Here is an 18736-nt window from a genome sequence, read left to right on the forward strand (position 1 = left end):
CTCACTCACCGCACGATGGTGTCACGTCGCGCCGACAGCGCCCAATGCCACACCACCGCAACGACGACGGCCGCCACCGCCACACACAGCACCCCGCCCGCGCCGGACGGAACGGCCACCGCGGCGGCCGGCAACCGCGCGGCACACCGCGCCACCGCCAGCAACCACCACACCTCCGGACCGGTGAAGCGGATCAACAACTCCGCTCCCGGCGGCCACAGCGGGCTCAGCGCCGCCGCGGCCGACCCCAGCACGGTGATCGGCGGGATCACCGGCGCCACGACCAGATTCGCAACCACTGCGACCAGGCTCACCGAACCCGAGATGCCGGCGATCAGCGGCGCTGTGACCAGTTGCGCGGCGACGGCGACGCTGACCGCGTCGGCGAGGGGCTTCGGCCAGCCCCGCCCGGCCAGGCGCTGTGACCATGCCGGCGCGAGGACGACCAACGCGGCAGTGGCCGACACCGACAGCGCGAACCCGGCGTCCACGGCGAGCCTGGGCGCGCCGACCATCAACGCGATCACCGTGGCCGCCAGCGCGGGCACGGCCTGTCTGCGCCGGTGCGACAGCACCGCCAACAACGTGATGGCGCCCATCAGGGCGGCCCGCAGCACGCTGGGCGAGGGTTGCACGACCACGACGAACGCGACGAGTGCGAGCGCGGCGAGAGCGACCGCGGCCCGCGGTCCGATCAGCGCGGCCGACAACAGCACCGCCCCGCACACGATCGTCACGTTCGCACCCGACACCGCGGTCAGATGTGTGAGCCCGGCGGCCCGGAACTCCGCGGCGGTCTGCGCCGGGACCGCGGACATGTCGCCGAGCACCAGCGCCGGCAGCATTGCGGCCTGGTCGGGCGGCAACGCCAGGCGCGCGGCGGCGGCGAACCCGGCGCGCAGCCGGTGAGCCGACCGGTGGATCGGCGCTGCCTCGCCCACCACCGGCGCACCGTGCGCCGCCAGCACCGCCACGGTGAGGTCGCGGCGCTTCGGAGCGCTGACTCGCGCGCGGAACCGCGCAGGCTGCCCGGCCGTGAGGCTCGCATAGGCCGCGCCGGACGCGAACACCACCACATCGCCCGAGGACGGGCCGCCGTCGAGCTGCACCAGCGCGCCGCGGATCAGCGTGCGGCCTCCCTCCAGCAACCGCGGTGTCTCCGACGGCGTCACGGTCACCGTGACGTCCGAGCCCATGTAGCGCGTGATCGGATGGCCGGCCACGGCGTCGACGCGGACCGCGATCGCGACCCCGAATCCGCCGCCGACCAGCGCCACCGCGGCCACCCCGGCCGCGATCGGCTTCCGGTCGCCGCCCGCCCGCCGGGTCCCCCACCAGCCGGCGGCGAAGGCGGCCCCGACCGCGGCCACCGCGGCAGCCGCCGCACCCGCCTGGAGCCACAGGATCCCCGCCGCCGTGACCGCCCAACTGGTCAGCGCGGCCGGCACCAGGCGCAGGTCCACCGGGTCACACCCGGACCAGCGTGCGCAGCTTGTCCAGCCGCGCCGGGCCGATGCCGTCGACGTCGCCGAGTTGATCAACGCTGTCGAACCGGCCGTTGGCGTCGCGCCACGCGATGATCGCCGCCGCGGTGACCGGACCAATGCCCGGCAGGGTGTCGAGTTGCTCGGCGGTGGCCGTGTTCAGGTCGACCAATCCCGTTGTTGCCGAACCGGATTCGCGGGCGGACGGCGTCCCCGGCGAGGAGGGCTCGGACACGATCGAGCTGCCCATCTCGGCCGGCTGACCGGGCGCCGCAGCGATCCCGACCACGATCTGTTCGCCGTCGGCGACCCTGCGCGCCATGTTCAGCCCGAGCACGTCGGCGCCGTCGAGGGCCCCGCCGGCCGCATCCACCGCGTCGGCGATCCTGGCGCCCGGCTTCAGGGTCACCAGACCCGGGGTGTGCACCAGACCCACCACGCTGACCACCACAGGTTCGGCGGGCCCGGGTGACGCCGGCCCCGCGGTGGGGGCGGCCGAGGACACCATTTTCACCGGCGGGAGTTTGGCCGACACCACCGCCGGTGGACTGTCCCGGATCAGGGTCACGACGGTGACCAGCACCGCGGCCACACCGACGACGAAGAGCGCCAGGACCCCGGCCCGGCCGGGATCGGCGCGGATCCTCGCCAGCAGCGTCGACGGCCCGTCCTGCGCCGCTGCGGGCAACCACCGTGACAGCAGCGTGTCGGGCGGATCGTCGTCGTCCTCGGCGTCGTCCTCGGCGTCGGGAGCAGCGTCGGGAGCGGCGGCGTCCTGCGCGGCGCCGATCCGCCGTCGCAGCCGCTCGGCGGGCGTTTCGGTGGACATGGCGCGACCGTATGCGCCCGTGGCGACAGCACTGCGCCGATGCGGGGGCGTTGGGACCAACCTGGGGATGAACTCCGCTTTGGGGACAACGGTGGCTAGCATTGCTCTTCGATATGAACCGCCGAGCCCCGTTGATCGCAGGTGTGGCGTTCGCGGTGCTCTACGCGACGGCTGTGCTGCTGCTCCCCGCCATGCCCGGCCCCGACGCCGGCGTCGCCCGGATCGAGGCCCTGCTGCTGGTGGCCTCGGCGCTCACACTGGTCGTGGTACTCGCCTTCGCCCGGGACCGGCTGACGGGTCCGCCCGCGCATCTGTTCACCATCGGATCGGCACTGCTGGCCGCCCAGCTGTGCGTGGCGGCGTGGTTCGCCGCCGGGCCCGAACTGAGGCCCGGTCAGGTCACCGCCGGCACCGCGCGCGCCCTCGACGACATCGGGGCGATGTGGCTGCCGGTCGTCACGATCGCCAACATCCTGGTGGCCGTCCCGATCCTGTTGACCGCCAACGAGGGCCGTCTCCCCCGCTGGCTGGGAACCGCCGCAGCGGTGTTCACGGTGGAACAGATGATCGAGACGATCACCATCATCGGCCCGCCCGGCAGCTTCATCTCCCCCGGCGGCCCGATGAACCACTATCTGGGAGGAACCCTGACCGCCGCCTTCTTCCTCGCTCTCGGCGTCGCGCTTGTCCTGCCCGCGTCTGCGGCTGCGCCCGTCGACGCACCCGCCGAACCGTCCGCACCGGCCGCACAGTCGGCACCCGCCGACGAGACCCCGGTGGACTGATGGCCCCGCCCCGCCTGGTGCCGCCCTGCACCGCCGACACCGCCGCGGCCGACAGTCTGCGCGCCGAGGTCCGCGCGTTCCTCGCCGAACAGCTCGCCGCCGGCGCGTTCACCCCGACCGCGGACGCGTGGTTGTGCGCATGGGACGAGAACTTCACCGCCGCGCTCGCCGCGCGCGGCTGGCTCGGCATGACCGTCCCGGTCGACTACGGCGGGCACGGCCGCAGCTTCCTGGAACGGTTTGTCGTCACCGAGGAATTGCTTGCCGCCGGAGCGCCGGTGGCCGCACACTGGATCGCCGACCGGCAGATCGTGCCGTCGCTGCTCAAGTACGGAACCGAGGCGCAGAAGACCGAGTTCCTGCCCCGGATCGCGCGCGGGCAGTGCTTCTTCGGCATCGGGATGAGCGAGCCGGATTCCGGGTCAGATCTGGCCAGCGTGCGCACCCGCGCCGAACGGGTCGACGGCGGCTGGCGGCTGTCCGGCACCAAGGTCTGGACGTCGGGGGCCCACCTGGCGCACGCGTTCATCGCGCTGGCGCGCACCGCCCCGGTGGATCCGCAGCACCGGCATGCCGGTTTGAGCCAGTTCATCGTCGATCTGCGCGGTGACGGGGTCGAGATCCGCCCGATCGTCTCGATGAACGGCTCCCATCACTTCAACGAGGTGATCCTCGACGGCGCCTTCGTGCCCGACGACATGGTGTTCGGCACCATCGGCGAAGGCTGGACACAGGTCACCTCCGAGCTGAGCTTCGAACGCAGCGGGCCGGAACGGTTCCTGTCGACGTTCGTCCTGCTCGACGCCTGCGCCGAAACCGTCGCCTCACAACGGGTTTCCCGCAGCGACGAGTTGGGACGGCTGGTGGCCCGGGTCGCCGGGCTGCACCAGATGTCGTCCGCGGTGGCCGGCGCGCTGCAACGCCACGAATCCGCGGACGTGGCGGCGGCCGTGGTCAAGGTGCTGGGCACCACCACCGAGGGCGACATCGCCGAGTACGCCCACCTCTCGCTGGATGACGCTGCGCCGCAACAGTTCACGGCGATGGCGAACCTGGCGGTCGATCAGCGTCCCGGCTTCACCCTGCGCGGCGGCACGAACGAGGTGTTGCGCGGAGTCATCGCACGCGGATTGGGGATCCGATGACGATGCCCGGGGTCGACCCCGCACTGGCCGAGATGATGGACGCCGTGTTCGCCGAACACGGCACCGACGAGGACCTGTGAAGCCGGCTCGACGCGCTGGGCCTGGTACGCCTCACGGGCCCCGAGGAGTCCGGCGGCAGTGGCGCCGGCTGGCACGAGGCCGCCGAACTGCTGTCGGCGGCGGTGCGGCACTGCGTGCGGGCACCGCTGGCGGAGAACGATCTGCTGGCGGGCTGGGTGCTGGACGCCGCCGGGATCCGGTATGACGCCGCGGTGCGGACGGTGGCCGTGCTGGACGGGACGGGAACCGCCGGCACGGTGCCCTGGGCGTCACGGGCCGACCGTGTGGTCGTCATCTGGCCGGACGACGCCGGCTGGCTGGCCGCCGATGTGGCCGTCGAAGCGGTGACCATCGCGCCGGGAGCCAACCTGATCGGTGAGCCCAGAGACGATGTGGCAGTGGATATCTCGTCGCTACAGGGGGTTCGTGTCGGTGCCGGGCTGGTCGCACAGCTGCAATTGAGGTCGGCGCTGACCCGGGCCATCCAGGTCTGTGCGGCGCTCGACGGTGCGCTGGAACTGTCGATCGAGCACGCCTCGGCGCGTGTCCAGTTCGGCCGGCCGCTGGCGAAGTTCCAGGCAGTTCAACACCTGATCTCTGACATCGCCGCCGAGGCCGCGCTGGCCCGGTCGGCCACCGAGGCGGCCCTCGCCGTCGCCGTCGACAGCGACTGGTCCTCTCCCCGGGTGGAGTTCCTGGTCGCCGCGGCGCGGTCCTGCACCGGGCACGCCACGTCGGTGGTCGTGCGGAACGCCCACCAGGTGCTCGGTGCGATCGGCACCACCCGTGAGCACCGCCTGCACGAATTCACCCGCGCCGCGCTGGCATGGCGTTCGGAGTTCGGATCGGTCCGCCACTGGGACGGGCTGCTCACCGACATGGCGACCCAGACCGGACCGCACACGTTGTGGAACCTGATCGCCCCGTAGCGCTCAGCGCACGATCACCGAGCTGGGTTCCCTTGGTGCTCCGAGCATCTCGCGATGCGACGGTGGGGTGCGGCCGCCCTCGTCGATGATGCCGTAGCGCGCAGCGGCTTCGGCGGCGATCAGGGTGTGCCCGCTGAGGCCGTCCAGGTCCGGATCGCGATACAGCGCGTCGATCACATGACCGGTGAACTCCGGCGTCTCGGCCTGCTCGGCGAACGCCGCCAGCGCGTCGGGGTTGCCGTCGAACGCCGAGCGCAGCTTCTCGGTGAGCAGGATCCCCATCCACACCGAGATTGTCGCGACGCCGGTACCGCGGAAGTCGACCGCCATGTCCGCGGCCATCTTGTCCACCCCCGCCTTTTGTGCGCCGTAGGCCGGGCCGTGCATGTAGCAGACCGAGCCGGGCGAGGACGTGAAGGCGATCAACCCGTGCCGCTGGGCGATCAGCAGCGGCGCGGCGTGCCACGACGCGACGTACGCCGACCGCAGTCCGACGTCGAGCACGTCGGCCAGGTCGCGGGGTTTCTGCCAGAACGGCTTCGGACTGACCAGCCCGTCGGCGATCACCGCGGCGTTGTTGACCAGCAGGTCCAGCCTGCCCGCCTCGGCGCCCACCCGGTCGAACAGCGCCCCTACGGCGTCGTCGTCGCGATGATCGACGCGCACCCCGGTGCCCCACGGCGCATCGTCGGCCACCGTGCGCCCGGTGCCGTAGACCCGCCATCCCCGGCCCGCCAGGGCCGTCGCGATCCCCAGTCCTGCGCCGCGGCTGGCACCCGTCACCACGGCCACCGGCGCCATCTCACCCATTCCGCCACCTTAGCCTGGATACACCGATTAGGTAGCGGCGCGGAGTGGGTTGTAACGCCGAAATGCCCTGTCGTGGTGAAAGAATGAGATTTCTCTAAGATCACATTCGGCCACAACGAAGGGCATCTCGTAGATGCAACTATCTCACACCCGGCCCGTAGCCTCAGCAGTCTTCGATGACCCGAATCTGGTGTCGTGCGCCGGGCTGGTCCCGATGGCCGCCTTGGCCGGCCAGTGCGGCCTGGCCGCACTGGCGGATGAGCATCTCAGCGTCCCGACCGACAAGGGCTCCAACAGTGGCGCGAAAGTCGCCTGCCTGGTCGCAGGCATGGTGGCCGGAGCCGACAGCATCGATGACATGGCCTTATTGCGGCACGGGGCGATGGGCACCGTGTTCGACCGCCCGTATGCACCCTCGACCTTGGGGTCGTTCCTGCGCGCATTCACCTTCGGGCATGTCCGCCAACTCGACGCGGTGGCCTCCCGGTTCCTGGCGGGCCTGCATGCCCGCACCCCGCTGCTGGCCGGGATCGACGGCCCGATCCTGGTCGATCTGGACGACACCATCATCGAAGTCCACGGCTATGCCAAACAAGGATCCGGATACGGCTACACCCGGGTCCGCGGGCTCAACGCGTTGATCGCCACGCTCACCACTACCGCCGGTGCGCCGGTGATCACCGGTGCCCGTCTGCGCAAAGGATCGTGCGGCTCACCACGGGGAGCCAAGCGGATCATCGCCGACACCCTGGCCACCGTGAACCGTCTGCGCAGCCCCGAAGCCACCGGCAAGCCGCTGCTGCGAGCCGATTCAGCCTTCTACGGCCATCCCACCATCGCTGCAGCACTGCGCGGCGGCGCTGAGGTATCGATCACGGTGCGGATGGACACCAAAGTCAAAACCGCGATCGCCCAGATCCCCGACGACGCGTGGACACCGATCGAGTACACCGACGCCATATACGACGAACCCACCAAGCGATGGATCTCCCGCGCCGAGGTCGCCGAGATCGGATTCACCGCGTTCAGTTCCAAGAAAGCCAGCCAGCAGGTGCCCGGCCGGTTGGTGGTGCGCCGCATCCCCGACCTCAACACCACCGGCAGTGACGGGCAGCAGACCTTGTTCGACACCTGGCGCTTCCACGCGTTCTTCACCACCACTGATCTGGACACCGTCACCGCCGACAAGACCCACCGCGGCCACGCCATCATCGAACAGGTTCATGCCGACCTGAAGAACTCCGCCCTGGCTCACCTGCCCTCAGGGAAATTCACCGCCAACGCCGCCTGGCTGGTCATGGCCACCATGGCGTTCAACCTCACCCGCGCCGCCGCGACCCTTACCAGGGGACCGTTGGCCAAAGCCCGCACCGCTACCATCCGCCGAACGCTGATCAGCGTCCCAGCCCGTATCGCGTCCTCAGCCCGCCGGCTGACCCTGCACCTACCACGAGACTGGCCCTGGGAACATGCCTGGAACACCCTGTTCGGCAGCCTGTCTCACCAAAATCGGCCCATCATCGCCTAACCAGGTCCTCTCAACCCATCCCGCGACGCGAAAGACCAACAGGAACAACCCGACAGCGAGGCCGGGCGATCCCTGGTACGCACACCACTGCACACACCAGAATCAAGCCGCACAATCGAACTCATCACCACGCAATCAGCTGATCGGTGGATCGAGGCTTAGAGGCACTAGCTTGACCCCATGACCACCACCAGCAGTCGACCACTTCGCGTCATCCAGTGGACCACCGGCAACATCGGACGGCGATCGTTGCACGCGATCATCGGCCGCGACGACATGGAGCTCGTCGGGGTGTACGCGCACGGCGCCGACAAGGTGGGGGTCGACGCTGCCGAGCTGGCCGGATGGCCGCAGCCGACCGGCGTGACCGCAACCAACGACATCGAGGAACTGGTGGCGCTGCAGGCGGATGCGTGCTGTTACAACCCGTTGTGGCCCGACATCGACGAGCTGGTGCGGCTGTTGGAGTCCGGAGTCAACGTGTGTTCCAGCGCCGCCTGGATCACCGGGGGCAAGCAGTCCCCCGAAGACCTCGACCGCATCCGGCGCGCATGCGCCGCAGGGAATTCCACGATCTTCGGCAGTGGCGCACACCCCGGCATGAGCAACCTGGTCGGAATGGTCCTGTCCGGGGCGTGCGAGCGCGTCGACGAGATTCGCATCACCGAGTCGGTGGACTGCTCCACCTACGAGTCGGCGGGCACGCAGACCGCGATGGGCTTCTCGCAGGATCCCGACACGCCGGGACTGGCCGAGAGCGTACGGCGGGAGAGTGAGGTGTTCGCCGAGTCCGCCGCGATGATGGCCGACGCGATCGGCGCCACGCTGGACCGAATCACCTTCGACGTCACCTTCACCGCGGCCACCGGTGACAGCGACCTCGGTTTCATGAAGATCCCGGAGGGCACAGTCGCCGGGGTGCACGGCTATCACCGCGGCTGGGTCGGCGACCACAACATCGTCAGTGTCGGCTTCAACTGGATCATGGGAAACCACGTCACCCCGCCCATACCGCTCGAACACGGCCACGTGATCCAGGTGTTCGGAGTGCCCAACATGCGCACCGTGCTGCACTGCCTGCCGCCCAGGGACTGGACCGAGCCCGGGTTCATGGGCCTTGGCATGATCTACACGGCGATGCCGGTGACCAACGCGGTGCCCGCCGTCGTCGCCGCGCCGCCGGGCATCGTCACGCTGGCCGACCTGCCGCCGATCACCGGCCGGGCGGCGGCCTGATCTCGCCGAGATTGCTTTCAGCGTCGCGATTTCGCGAGTTCCCTCGCGTGGAATGCGATTTCGGCGGACAGGGTCAATGCACCTGCAGGGCCACTCCCACCGCGCCGGCCCCGACGTGGATCGACAGCAGCGGCCCCATGTCGGCGACGGTGAGCGAGGAGAGCTGCGGAAGCCGTTGCGTCAGTGCGGCACCGAGCTCGTCGGCGGCGTCGTGGTTGTCGACGTGGTGCACGACGACGTCGGCGCACCGGTCGCCGATCACCTGCGCCACCCGATCCACCATCGCGGCATGTGCCTTGGTGACCGTGCGGATGCGCTGGTCGAGCACCAGCCGGCCGTCCACGTCGAGGCACAGCAGCGGTTTGAGGGCCAGTGCGGTGCCCAGCCACGACGCCGTGGTGCGAATCCTGCCGCTACGGCGCAGATTGTCCAGCCGGTGCACGACGAGGAACACGTGCGAGCGGGTCAGCGCGGAACGCGCCGCGGCCTCGACGGCGTCGATGTCACCACCGGAGCGTGCGCAGTCGGCCGCGGCCAGCGCCACGAACCCCACACCCATCGCGGCCGAGCGCGAGTTCACCACCCGCACCGCGGGGCCGAATTCCCGGGCCGCCGTCGCCGCCGCACTGTAGGTACTCGACAGGGCTCCCGAAAGGTGAACGGCGACAACGCCGTCGCCGCCGCTGTCGGTGAGGGCGCGGCGGTAGGTGTCGACCAACTCGGCGGGGGTCGCGCCGGCGGTGGTCACCTTGGGACGGTCGTGGATGTCGTAGGGGATGTCATCGATCCTGTCGCGCAGGTCCTCCCCGTCGAGCAGCACGTGCAGGGGCACCTCGCGAATGTCCCACCGTGTGCGCTCCTCACACGGAAGGCGCGAGGACGAGTCGCTGACGACCACGACCGGCATGGAGCGTCAGCCGCCAATCGAGGGGACGTCCGGGATGTCCACGCCTGCCTCGGCGAGTCCCTTGATCATCAGTTCGGCGACCGCCTGATGGGCTTCGAAGTTCCAGTGGATGCCGTCGGGGTTGCCTCGACCGCTGCGCACCTCTTCGCCCACCGCGGCCTTGAGATCGACCAGCGGCACCCCCTTCTCGGATGCCCAGCGGGTGATCGCTGCGACGGTCCCGGCACGGCCGTGATGGGCCATCCCGTACGTCGGGGCGATGTGCACCGACGGAAGCGATGCCACCACGGGAATGCCCGGACGGTTGAAGTCGATTGCCGCCCTTGTCATCTCGAGATAGTCGACGGTCAGGTGCGGAGGCAGGGCCGGGCGCGCGATCGGCGAGAGCCGGGGCTGCACCCAGCCGTATCCGTCACGCACCCAACGCCGTAGGCGCGGAGGTCGCACGTAGCGGATCAGTTCGCGCAGCGCGGTCGGCAGCGGTGATGGCAGCGAATCCATGCCGGACGTCGCGAAGATCACCGCGCCCGCTTTCGGCAACGCCGCCCACGACCGCGGATCCTGGGTGGCCGCCCACCACACGTCCCGACTCGTCCACCCGATCCGGCCGATCAGTTCGACACCCCAGTCAAGTTGCCCCGCAACGAGGTTCGGCCAGATCCGGGGATCGTCTGAGGGAAGCCCGCCGGTGGGCCCGTAGTAGGACAGCGAGTCGCAGAAGATCAGCAGCGTGCGGCGACCGGCCCGTGCCTCAGAGGACATCGTTGGCAACCTGAGCCGAGGCGTTCCACACGTCCAGACGCCACCGGATGTCCGCGAACGACGCCGGGTCACCGTCGGCGCGGGTGTGCCCGGCCAGCTGGACCCAGCTGGCGTTGCCCATGCCGCCGAGCACCGGCCAGTTCTCGGGCGGCAATCCCAGCAGCGCCGCGGTCAGCGCAGCGATCAGGCCGCCGTGCGCGACGAGCACCACGGGGCGCTCCGAGCCGGCCGCCCCCCACTCGGTCTGCCGGGCGACCAACTCCTGCACCAGCGGCAGGCTGCGCGCGGCCACGTCGATTCGGCTCTCCCCGCCGTGCGGAGCCCAGCGCGCGTCGTCACGCCATGCCAGCCGCGCACCCGGAGCGACGGCGTCGACCTCCAGGTGGGTCATGCCCTGCCAGTCGCCCAGATGGGTCTCCCGCAGTCGGGTGTCGATGCTGACCGGCTGGCCGCTGCGGTCACCGAGCGCGACGGCGGTATCGAGCGCACGGCGCAGATCCGAGGACACGATCAGCAGCGGCTGCCGCTTGGCGAGCACCTCGGCGGCCGCCACGGCCTGTTCCCGGCCCAGGTCGCTGAGGTCGGTGTCGAGCTGACCCTGCATCCGGCTGCCGGCGTTGTACTCGGTCTGCCCATGCCGCAGCATGACCAGGCGGCGAACCCTCATTCCTCGTCCCGCGGCAGGTCATCCCGCGGCGCGGCCTCCTGCGGCGCGTCTTCCTGCGGGACGTCGAGGTCCACCGGCACTGTCGGGCAGTCCCGCCACAGCCGGTCCAGTGCGTAGAAATTGCGTTCATCTTCGTGCTGGATGTGCACCACGATGTCGACGTAGTCGAGCAGGGTCCAGCGACCTTCCCGGGTGCCCTCCCGGCGTGCCGGCTTGTAGCCGGCACGGCGCATCTTCTCCTCGACCTCGTCGACGATCGCGTTGACCTGCCGATCGTTGGATCCGGACGCGATGACGAAACAGTCGGTGATGACGAGCTGGCCGGACACGTCGATCACGACGACGTCCTCGGCGAGTTTGGCCGCCGCCGCCCTGGCGGCGACGGTGGCCATGTCGATGGCTTCGGCTGAGGCGGTCAGGGGTGCTCTCCTTCACCTACAAGGCTGGGGCTCCGATAGAGATTACGTTTGGCCACGTACTGCACGACACCGTCGGGGACCAGATACCAGATCGGCCGCGACTCCTCGGCCCGCCGGCGGCAGTCCGTCGACGAGATCGCCAGCGCCGGCACCTCGATCAGGTTCAGGGCGTCATCGGGCAGCTCGGCCATGGCCGCCGTGATGTGTTTTCCGTCGAGTTCGTAGCCGGGCCGGCTGACTCCGACGAACCGGGCGATCGAGAACATCTCCTCCCAGTTCTGCCAGGACAGGATCGACGCCAGCGCGTCGGCACCGGTGATGAAGTACAGGTCGGCGTCGGGATTCTGGGCCCGCAGATCCCGCAGCGTGTCTTTGGTGTAGGTGGGACCGCCGCGGTCGATGTCGGCTCTGCTGACGGAAAACCGCGGATTGGACGCCGTCGCGATCACCGTCATCAGATAGCGGTCCTCGGCCGCGGTCACCGGCCTGCTGCGCTTCTGCCAGGGCTGGCCGGTCGGCACGAACACCACCTCGTCGAGCTCGAACCGGTCGGCGACCTCGCTGGCCGCGACGAGGTGGCCGTTGTGGATGGGATCGAAGGTCCCGCCCATCACGCCCAGCCTTCTGCACCGTCGGCCGCCTGCTTGCACGAATAGCGAGCTTACGGGAGCGCGGCCTCAGACAGCCGAGAGCCGATGGGCGTGCAACGCCTCGGACACCTCGAACGCCGCGCGGTCGGCGCGGTAGACGTCGCGGGCGTACTCCACACACCGCCCGGAGCTGTCCTCGGTGTTCCGCGTCAGCAGGGTCCCGGCCGAGCCCGCCCGCACACCGAGCTGCGCGCTCGTCGCGTCATCGAGCACGATGGATTCCAGTACCGCGGTCGAGCGAGCCAGGTCGATGCCGAACCGGGTGCGCAGCACCGCCCACAGCGAGCCGTCGTCGGTCACGTCGAGAATGCCGGGCGTCAGGTCGGCGGGAAGGTACGTCGTCTCCAGCGCGAACGGAACGTCGTCGACACTGCGCAGTCGGTGAAAGACGTGCACGGCGGCGCCGTCGGCGAGATCGAGTGCGCGCCGCACCGCGGGACTGGCCACCCGATGTTCGGCCCACAACAACTTCGCCGCCGGCCGCCGGCCCATCCGGGCGACCTCTTCCGAGAAGCTGCCGACATGGAACCGCACCCGCGGCTCGGCCACGAACGTGCCGCGCGGCGGCTTGCGGTAGACCACGCCTTCGCTCTCCAGCAGCGACAGCGCCTGACGGGCGGTCATGCGGCTGACCCCGTGCCGTTCGGCGAGCTCACGTTCGGACGGCAACAGCGTGTGCGGGCCCAGCGCTGCGGTGGCGATCAAGTCGCGGACGTCGGCGGCAATCGACATGTACAGGGGCGTGCCTGCGGGCATCTTTGCAGCGTAGCGACGTAACTGAACTTCGGTCGTCAAGATGTCCCGGGTAAACAATGTGTGACTTCGTTGACGCGGGGCCGCAGGACACCCATACTCTGGTTCAACCACATGGTCTAGACCATAGATTTGGAGCGATCGATGTCTGAGCAGTCTTCGCGGCAGTCTTCGCGCAGTGATGCCGCCGACCTCGCCCAGTTCGGGTACAAGGAGTCGCTGGAACGACGGACCGGGAAGTTCGCCTCGTTCGCGGTCGCGTTCGCGTTCGTGTCGATCGCAACGGGCATCTTCACCACCTACGGCTCGGTGCTCAACAGTTCGGGTCCGGTCGGCATCTGGACGTGGCCGATAGCGGTGATCGGTCAGCTCGCAGTCGCCTTCGTGCTGGGGGCGCTGGCCTCCCGGATCCCGGTGACCGGTTACCACTACCAGTGGATGTCGCGCCTGGCGAACCCGGTCCTGGGCTGGATCATCGGCTGGATCTCGTTCTCGTTCCTGGCGGTCGTCGTCTGCGCGGTGGACTACACGATCGCCTCGACGATCCTGCCGGTGCTGCTGAACTACGAGAGCACCCCGACGATCGCGTGGGTGATGACGGCCGTCGTGCTGCTGCTGCAGGCACTGCTGGTGGCGTTCTCGACCCCGTGGGCCGAGCGGGTGAACAACAGCCTGGTCACCCTGGAGCTGATCGGGATGGTCGCGCTCACCGCGCTGCTCCTGGTTGTCGCGGCTGTGCGCGGCGACATGGATTTCGGCAACCTGTTCAGCAAGGGCGCCGTGTCCGCAGAAGGGTTCTGGAGCTTCGGCGACTGGACCTCGGCCGGTCCGTGGATGCTGGGCTTTCTTCTCGGCGCGTTCACGATCGTCGGTTTCGAATCCGCGGCCAACCTCGCCGAGGAGACCCACGACCCGGAGCGGGTGGTGCCGCGGGCGATGTGGCAGGCCGTGCTGGCCTCCGGTGTGCTCGGATTCGTGTTCCTGGTGGCGGTGACGCTGGCCGCGGGTGATCCGGTGGCGCTGGCCGAATCCGGCACGCCGATCGCCGACGTCATCGACAAGACGCTCGGCTCGGTGGTCGCCACGCTGCTGCTGTTGATGGTGGTGCTCGCGATCTTCGCGTGCGGGCTGGTCATCATGATCACCGGCGTGCGGCTGACCTGGGCGATGTCACGCGACAAGCGGTTCCCCGGCTGGCAGCAATGGAGTCAGATCTCGCCCCGGTTCCACACTCCCCTCAAAGCCACGGTGCTGTACTTCTGCCTGGCGCAGCTGATCCTGGCGATCTTCGCGCACTCGGAGACCGCGCTGTTCACCCTGTTCGGCGCCGCGACGCTGCTGCCGGCGGTGATGTACGCGTCCACGGTGGTGCTGTACCTGGTCAAGCGCAAGGAACTGCCCAGCAACGGCAAGTTCGACCTGGGCGTCTGGGAGGCCCCGATCCTGGTGGTGGCGGTGGTCTGGCTGGTTTTCGAGTTGGCGCTGTTCCGCGACGCATCTTTCAAGGAGGCGTGGTCCTACGTCATCGTGATGGTGGCGATCGGGGCGGCCTACCTCGGCTACCTGCTGATCCGCTACGGCAAGAAGAGTCTGTCGATGCCGGACATGCACTCCATCGACGCCGAACTGCGGGAGTGACGGACCACGCGATGGGTCACATCCTGGCCATCGATCAGGGCACGTCCGGAACGAAGGCCGTCGTCGTCGACGCAGCCGGGCACGTCCTGGCCGTCGCCGAGGAGTCCCTGCGCCCGGACTATCTGCCCGGCGGCGGCGTCGAGCAGGATCCCGAGGCGCTGTTCGATTCCGTTGTCACCGCCGGACGCCGCGCGCTGGAGTTGGCCGGGGTGACCGCCAGCGCGGTCGCGCTGGCCAACCAGGGCGAGACGGTTCTGGCGTGGGACCGCACCACCGGGCAACCCCTCACCCCCGCGGTCGTGTGGCAGGACAGGCGCGCCGAGTCCCTGTGCGCCGCACTCGCCGATCACGCCGACGAGGTCGCCAGGCGGACCGGGCTGGTGCTCGATCCGTACTTCTCCGCACCGAAGATGGCGTGGATCCGCGCCCAGCTGACCCGCGACGGGATGGTGACCACGACCGACACGTGGCTGGTGCACCGGCTGTGCGGCGCGTTCGTCACCGACGCGTCCACCGCGAGCCGCTCCCTGCTCATGTCGTTGGACAAGGTGCAGTGGGACGACGACCTCGTCGCGCTGTTCGGCCTGGACGGCGAGGCGCTGCCCCAGATCGTCGCCAGCGACGAGATCATAGGCACCACAGAGGTTTTCGGCCCGAGTCTGCCGGTCACCGGCCTGGTCGTCGACCAGCAGGCGGCACTGCTGGCCGAGAGCTGTCTGGAGCCGGGATCGGCGAAATGCACTTACGGCACCGGCGCGTTCCTGCTCGCGCAGCTCGGGTCCGACGCGGTGCGGTCGACCTCCGGGCTGACGACGTCGGTGGCCTGGCGGTTACGTGACCAGACGCGGTACTGCATCGACGGCCAGGTTTACACGGCCGCATCCGCGATCCGTTGGGCCGTGGATCTCGGGTTGGTACCGTCGGCCGATCAGATCGACTCCGCCGCAGCGGAATCCAGCGACGGCGTGTTATGCGTGCCGGCGCTGGCGGGGCTGGCGGCGCCGTGGTGGGATTCGGGCGCGACCGCGTCGTTCTCGGGAATGACTTTGTCGAGCGGACGCGGCCAGTTGGTACGGGCGCTGGTCGAAGGAATCGCCGCGCAGGTGACCGCACTGACCGACCTGGTGTCGGCGGACCTCGGCAGGCCATTGACACGGCTGCGCGTGGACGGCGGCCTGACCCGGTCGGCCGCCCTGATGCAGGCCCAGGCCGACCTGGCCCGCATGCCGGTCGAGGTGTACCCGTCGCTGCACGCGACCGCGCTCGGTGCGGCCGCGTGTGCCCGGCTCGCACTCGACCCCGGGATCTCCGTCGCGGACGCGGTGGGGCACTGGGTTCCCGCACAGACCTACCAACCGCGGTGGTCGGCCGACCGCGCCGCCGACTACCTGCACCGCTGGCGTCGTGCCGCTGATTCGGCTGCCACACAGCAGAATTCATCTGAGGAGAGCACATCATGACCTCCGAAGGCGTCTCCGACGTCGTCGTGATCGGCGCCGGGATCGTCGGCGCCGCGATCGCCCGGGCCCTGGCCGGCAGCGATCTGTCGGTCACGATGGTCGAGGCCCGCAACGATGTCGGCGACGGCACCAGCAAAGCCAACACCGCGTTGCTGCACACCGGTTTCGACGCCACCCCCGGGACGCTGGAATCCCGGCTGGTGGCCAGGGGCTACCACCTGCTCGGCGACTACGCCGAACAGACCGGCATCCCGGTGGAACGCACCGGCGCAATGCTGGTGGCCTGGACCGAGGAGGAGACCGACGCGCTGCCCGGCCTGATCGTTAAGGCCGAGCGCAACGGCTACCGCGAATGCGGCCTCGTCACCGCCGACGAGGTGTACCGCAGGGTTCCCGACCTCGGCCCGGGCGCGCTGGCCGGTCTGACCGTGCCCGGCGAGTCGGTCATCTGTACCTGGACCACCAACCTGGCGCTGGCCACCGACGCGGTAGCCCGGGGCGCGCGACTGCTGCGCGGTGCACAGGTCACCGGCGTCGACCTCGGGCCCGACCACACGACGCTGCACACCACCGCCGGGGACGTGCGCGGGCGGTGGGTCATCAACGCTGCCGGCCTGGGGGCCGACCATCTCGACGCCGAGTTCGGGTACGAGCGCTTCACCGTGATCCCGCGCCGTGGCGAACTGCTGGTGTTCGACAAACTGACCAGGCCGATGGTGCCGCTGATCGTGCTGGCCGTGCCGTCTTCCCGCGGCAAGGGTGTGCTGGTGAGCCCGACCATCTACGGCAACGTGATGGTGGGCCCGACATCGGAGAACCTCAAAGACCGCACGGCCACGGGAACATCCGAGAAGGGGTTCGACTTCTTGATCTCGAGGGGACGGGCGTTGATGCCGTCGCTGTTCGACGAGGAGGTCACCGCCAGCTACGCCGGGCTGCGCGCGGCGACCGATCACGACGACTATCTCATCGACCTCGATGCACGGCAGCGCTACGTGCTCGTCGGCGGAATCCGCTCCACCGGTCTCACGTCGGGTATGGCGGTGGCCGAGTACGTCACCGAGCTGTTGGCCAGGGCCGGCGTTGAGGTCACCGAACGTGACGGCCTGCCACCGCCGCCCCGCATGCCCAATCTCGGCGAAGCCGCGGTGCGCCCGTACCAGGACAGTGAACGCATCGCCGCCGACGCGGAGTACGGAAGGATCGTCTGCTTCTGCGAGCGGGTCACCGCCGGAGAGATCCGCGATGCCTTCGACTCCCCGATTCCGCCCGCGGACCTCGACGGGCTGCGCCGGCGCACCCGCGTGATGAACGGGCGCTGCCAGGGGTTCTACTGCGGCGCGCACACCCAGACCCTGCTCCAGGCGGGAACCGCGCGGTGAACCACGTCGCAGTGGCCGTCATCGGCGCAGGACCGTCCGGGCTCACAGCCGCCGCCGCGCTGGCCCCCGCGGTCGACGGCGAAGTCCTTGTGCTCGAGCGTGAGGCGCAGACCGGTGGAATCCCCCGGCACAGTGACCATCTCGGGTATGGCATGCGCGACCTGCACCGGTTCATCTCCGGGCCTGCCTACGCCCGGCGTCTGACCGACATGGCCCGCGACGCCGGGGCCGTGCTGGAAACCGAGGCGATGGTCACCGGGTGGGCGGGTGAACGCACCGTGCAGATCACCTCCCCGCGCGGCGTGCGGACCGTCACCGCCGACGCGGTCGTCCTTGCCACCGGCGCCCGCGAACGCCCCCGCCCGGCCCGCCTGGTGCCCGGCGACCGCCCCGAGGGTGTCTACACCACCGGACAGCTGCAGAACATGGTGCACGTGCACCACACCGCCGTCGGTCGCCGGGCGGTGATCGTGGGCGCCGAACTGGTCAGCTGGTCGGCGGTGCTCACCCTGCGTGAAGCCGGTTGCGCCAGCGCGGCGATGATCAGCGGCTATCCCCGTGCCGAGGCGTACGCCGCGTTCCGGTCGGCCGGCCGGATACTGCTGGACGAGCCGGTGCTCACCGGCAGCCGCGTGGTCGGCATTCACGGCAAGGACCGGGTCCGCGCGGTCACCGTGGAACACATCGCCACCGGACAGCGTCGTGAGATCGCCTGTGACACCGTGGTGTTCACCGGCGACTGGATCCCCGACCACGAGCTCGCCCGCACCGGCGGACTGCAGATGGACTCCGCCACGCGCGGCCCCGTCGTGGATCCGGCCCTGCGGACCAGCCGTCCGGGCGTGTTCGCGGTCGGCAACCTGCTGCACCCGGTGGACACCGCCGACGGCGCCGCCCTCGACGGCCGCCACGTCGCCCCCGCGGTGCAGTCCTGGCTGCGCCGCCGCGACGACGCCGCGCCGACCCCGGCCGTGACCCCGATCCGCGTCGACGCACCGCTGCGTTGGGTTGCCCCGCAACTGGTCTCCGCCGACGGCGGCGTCCCCGCCCGCGGCGACCTGCTTTTGTGGACCGACGAGTACCGCCGCTTGCCGCGGCTGCGCGCCATGCAGGACGGCCGGCTGCTGGCGAGCAAACGCACCCCGTGGCCGGCCGCGCCCGGGCGGGTCTACCGGGCGCCGTGGTCATTGGTGGCCGGTGCCGACCCGAAGGGCGGTCCGGTCACGCTGTCGCTGGCCTGATCATCTCGTCGCCGAAATTGCATTCCGCGCGGTCTCCGGACGAAAAACACC

At 69.9% G+C, this 18736-nt stretch carries 17 protein-coding genes and 1 pseudogene; 9 read left to right on the top strand and 9 right to left on the bottom strand.

Annotated elements, in window-relative coordinates; translation table 11 throughout:
- Window positions 1-5: 5 nt before the first annotated feature.
- Both KXD97_RS27995 and KXD97_RS28000 read right to left on the bottom strand, forming a co-directional pair.
- Window positions 6-1463 (bottom strand): ComEC/Rec2 family competence protein, encoded by a 1458-nt coding sequence (locus tag KXD97_RS27995; RefSeq protein WP_260754175.1) that lies wholly within the window; start codon window positions 1461-1463, stop codon window positions 6-8.
- A 4-nt stretch (window positions 1464-1467) separates the two neighbouring features.
- Complete coding sequence (locus tag KXD97_RS28000) at window positions 1468-2313, bottom strand: ComEA family DNA-binding protein (protein ID WP_260754176.1); 846 nt, start codon at window positions 2311-2313, stop codon at window positions 1468-1470.
- Window positions 2314-2426: 113 nt separating this feature from the next.
- Here KXD97_RS28000 and KXD97_RS28005 point away from each other — a divergent pair, with 113 nt between their 5' ends.
- The 3 genes and pseudogenes from KXD97_RS28005 (at window position 2427) to KXD97_RS28015 (ending at window position 5232) form a co-directional block, all read left to right on the top strand.
- Window positions 2427-3098: a hypothetical protein gene (locus KXD97_RS28005; RefSeq protein WP_260754177.1), complete on the top strand. Its 672-nt coding sequence runs from the start codon at window positions 2427-2429 to the stop codon at window positions 3096-3098.
- Window positions 3098-4243: an acyl-CoA dehydrogenase family protein gene (locus KXD97_RS28010; protein ID WP_260754179.1), complete on the top strand. Its 1146-nt coding sequence runs from the start codon at window positions 3098-3100 to the stop codon at window positions 4241-4243. Before KXD97_RS28005 ends, KXD97_RS28010 begins: the two co-directional genes overlap by 1 nt.
- A pseudogene (locus KXD97_RS28015) lies at window positions 4240-5232 on the top strand (acyl-CoA dehydrogenase family protein). The gene KXD97_RS28010 and the pseudogene KXD97_RS28015 overlap by 4 nt, the downstream one beginning before the upstream one ends.
- A 3-nt stretch (window positions 5233-5235) precedes the next feature.
- Here the strand turns inward: KXD97_RS28015 and KXD97_RS28020 are convergent.
- Complete coding sequence (locus KXD97_RS28020) at window positions 5236-6042, bottom strand: SDR family NAD(P)-dependent oxidoreductase (RefSeq protein WP_260754180.1); 807 nt, start codon at window positions 6040-6042, stop codon at window positions 5236-5238.
- Between the two features lie 133 nt (window positions 6043-6175).
- Between KXD97_RS28020 and KXD97_RS28025 the strand changes: the two genes are divergently transcribed.
- Window positions 6176-7570 (top strand): IS1380 family transposase, encoded by a 1395-nt coding sequence (locus tag KXD97_RS28025; protein WP_260754181.1) that lies wholly within the window; start codon window positions 6176-6178, stop codon window positions 7568-7570.
- Window positions 7571-7750: 180 nt separating this feature from the next.
- On the top strand, window positions 7751-8806 hold the full coding sequence (locus tag KXD97_RS28030; protein WP_260754183.1) for a dihydrodipicolinate reductase: 1056 nt from the start codon (window positions 7751-7753) through the stop codon (window positions 8804-8806).
- 73 nt (window positions 8807-8879) lie between these two features.
- Here KXD97_RS28030 and KXD97_RS28035 read toward each other — a convergent pair whose 3' ends face one another.
- The 6 genes from KXD97_RS28035 to KXD97_RS28060 are packed head-to-tail and all read right to left on the bottom strand — an operon-like array spanning window position 8880 to window position 12967.
- Window positions 8880-9713 (bottom strand): DegV family protein, encoded by an 834-nt coding sequence (locus KXD97_RS28035; protein ID WP_260754184.1) that lies wholly within the window; start codon window positions 9711-9713, stop codon window positions 8880-8882.
- Between the two features lie 6 nt (window positions 9714-9719).
- Window positions 9720-10475 (bottom strand): diglucosylglycerate octanoyltransferase, encoded by a 756-nt coding sequence (octT, locus tag KXD97_RS28040; protein WP_260754185.1) that lies wholly within the window; start codon window positions 10473-10475, stop codon window positions 9720-9722.
- Window positions 10465-11142, bottom strand: a complete 678-nt coding sequence (gpgP, locus tag KXD97_RS28045) for a glucosyl-3-phosphoglycerate phosphatase (protein WP_260754187.1) — start codon at window positions 11140-11142, stop codon at window positions 10465-10467. The genes octT and gpgP overlap by 11 nt, the downstream gene beginning before the upstream one ends.
- Window positions 11139-11561: a ribosome silencing factor gene (gene rsfS / locus KXD97_RS28050; RefSeq protein ID WP_260758189.1), complete on the bottom strand. Its 423-nt coding sequence runs from the start codon at window positions 11559-11561 to the stop codon at window positions 11139-11141. Before rsfS ends, gpgP begins: the two co-directional genes overlap by 4 nt.
- A complete protein-coding gene (gene nadD / locus KXD97_RS28055) occupies window positions 11558-12181 on the bottom strand; it encodes a nicotinate-nucleotide adenylyltransferase (RefSeq protein ID WP_396885538.1) in 624 nt (207 codons plus the stop codon). The genes rsfS and nadD overlap by 4 nt, the downstream gene beginning before the upstream one ends.
- Before the next feature lie 57 nt (window positions 12182-12238).
- Window positions 12239-12967, bottom strand: coding sequence for a GntR family transcriptional regulator (locus tag KXD97_RS28060; protein WP_260754190.1), 729 nt, complete (start codon window positions 12965-12967; stop codon window positions 12239-12241).
- Window positions 12968-13108: 141 nt separating this feature from the next.
- Between KXD97_RS28060 and KXD97_RS28065 the strand changes: the two genes are divergently transcribed.
- From KXD97_RS28065 to KXD97_RS28080, 4 genes are read left to right on the top strand one after another with little or no spacing between them, the layout of a single operon-like run.
- A complete protein-coding gene (locus tag KXD97_RS28065; RefSeq protein WP_260754191.1) occupies window positions 13109-14602 on the top strand; it encodes an amino acid permease in 1494 nt (497 codons plus the stop codon).
- An 11-nt stretch (window positions 14603-14613) separates the two neighbouring features.
- Window positions 14614-16062, top strand: a complete 1449-nt coding sequence (locus KXD97_RS28070) for an FGGY family carbohydrate kinase (RefSeq protein WP_260754193.1) — start codon at window positions 14614-14616, stop codon at window positions 16060-16062.
- On the top strand, window positions 16059-17444 hold the full coding sequence (locus KXD97_RS28075) for an NAD(P)/FAD-dependent oxidoreductase (RefSeq protein WP_260754194.1): 1386 nt from the start codon (window positions 16059-16061) through the stop codon (window positions 17442-17444). Before KXD97_RS28070 ends, KXD97_RS28075 begins: the two co-directional genes overlap by 4 nt.
- Entirely contained in the window at window positions 17441-18685 is a 1245-nt protein-coding gene (locus KXD97_RS28080; protein ID WP_260754195.1) for an NAD(P)/FAD-dependent oxidoreductase, read from the top strand. Before KXD97_RS28075 ends, KXD97_RS28080 begins: the two co-directional genes overlap by 4 nt.
- Window positions 18686-18736 lie beyond the last annotated feature (51 nt).

The sequence above is a fragment of the Mycobacterium sp. SMC-8 genome, from assembly GCF_025263565.1.
Taxonomy (GTDB): Bacteria; Actinomycetota; Actinomycetes; order Mycobacteriales; family Mycobacteriaceae; genus Mycobacterium.

Coding starts and splice junctions, on each gene's coding strand:
- KXD97_RS28000 (WP_260754176.1), bottom strand. CDS start 2,313: ATGTCCACCGAAACGCCCGCCGAGCGGCTGCGACGGCGGATCGGCGCC.
- KXD97_RS28005 (WP_260754177.1), top strand. CDS start 2,427: ATGAACCGCCGAGCCCCGTTGATCGCAGGTGTGGCGTTCGCGGTGCTC.
- KXD97_RS28010 (WP_260754179.1), top strand. CDS start 3,098: ATGGCCCCGCCCCGCCTGGTGCCGCCCTGCACCGCCGACACCGCCGCG.
- KXD97_RS28020 (WP_260754180.1), bottom strand. CDS start 6,042: ATGGGTGAGATGGCGCCGGTGGCCGTGGTGACGGGTGCCAGCCGCGGC.
- KXD97_RS28025 (WP_260754181.1), top strand. CDS start 6,176: ATGCAACTATCTCACACCCGGCCCGTAGCCTCAGCAGTCTTCGATGAC.
- KXD97_RS28030 (WP_260754183.1), top strand. CDS start 7,751: ATGACCACCACCAGCAGTCGACCACTTCGCGTCATCCAGTGGACCACC.
- KXD97_RS28035 (WP_260754184.1), bottom strand. CDS start 9,713: ATGCCGGTCGTGGTCGTCAGCGACTCGTCCTCGCGCCTTCCGTGTGAG.
- octT (WP_260754185.1), bottom strand. CDS start 10,475: ATGTCCTCTGAGGCACGGGCCGGTCGCCGCACGCTGCTGATCTTCTGC.
- gpgP (WP_260754187.1), bottom strand. CDS start 11,142: ATGAGGGTTCGCCGCCTGGTCATGCTGCGGCATGGGCAGACCGAGTAC.
- KXD97_RS28060 (WP_260754190.1), bottom strand. CDS start 12,967: ATGCCCGCAGGCACGCCCCTGTACATGTCGATTGCCGCCGACGTCCGC.
- KXD97_RS28065 (WP_260754191.1), top strand. CDS start 13,109: ATGTCTGAGCAGTCTTCGCGGCAGTCTTCGCGCAGTGATGCCGCCGAC.
- KXD97_RS28070 (WP_260754193.1), top strand. CDS start 14,614: ATGGGTCACATCCTGGCCATCGATCAGGGCACGTCCGGAACGAAGGCC.
- KXD97_RS28075 (WP_260754194.1), top strand. CDS start 16,059: ATGACCTCCGAAGGCGTCTCCGACGTCGTCGTGATCGGCGCCGGGATC.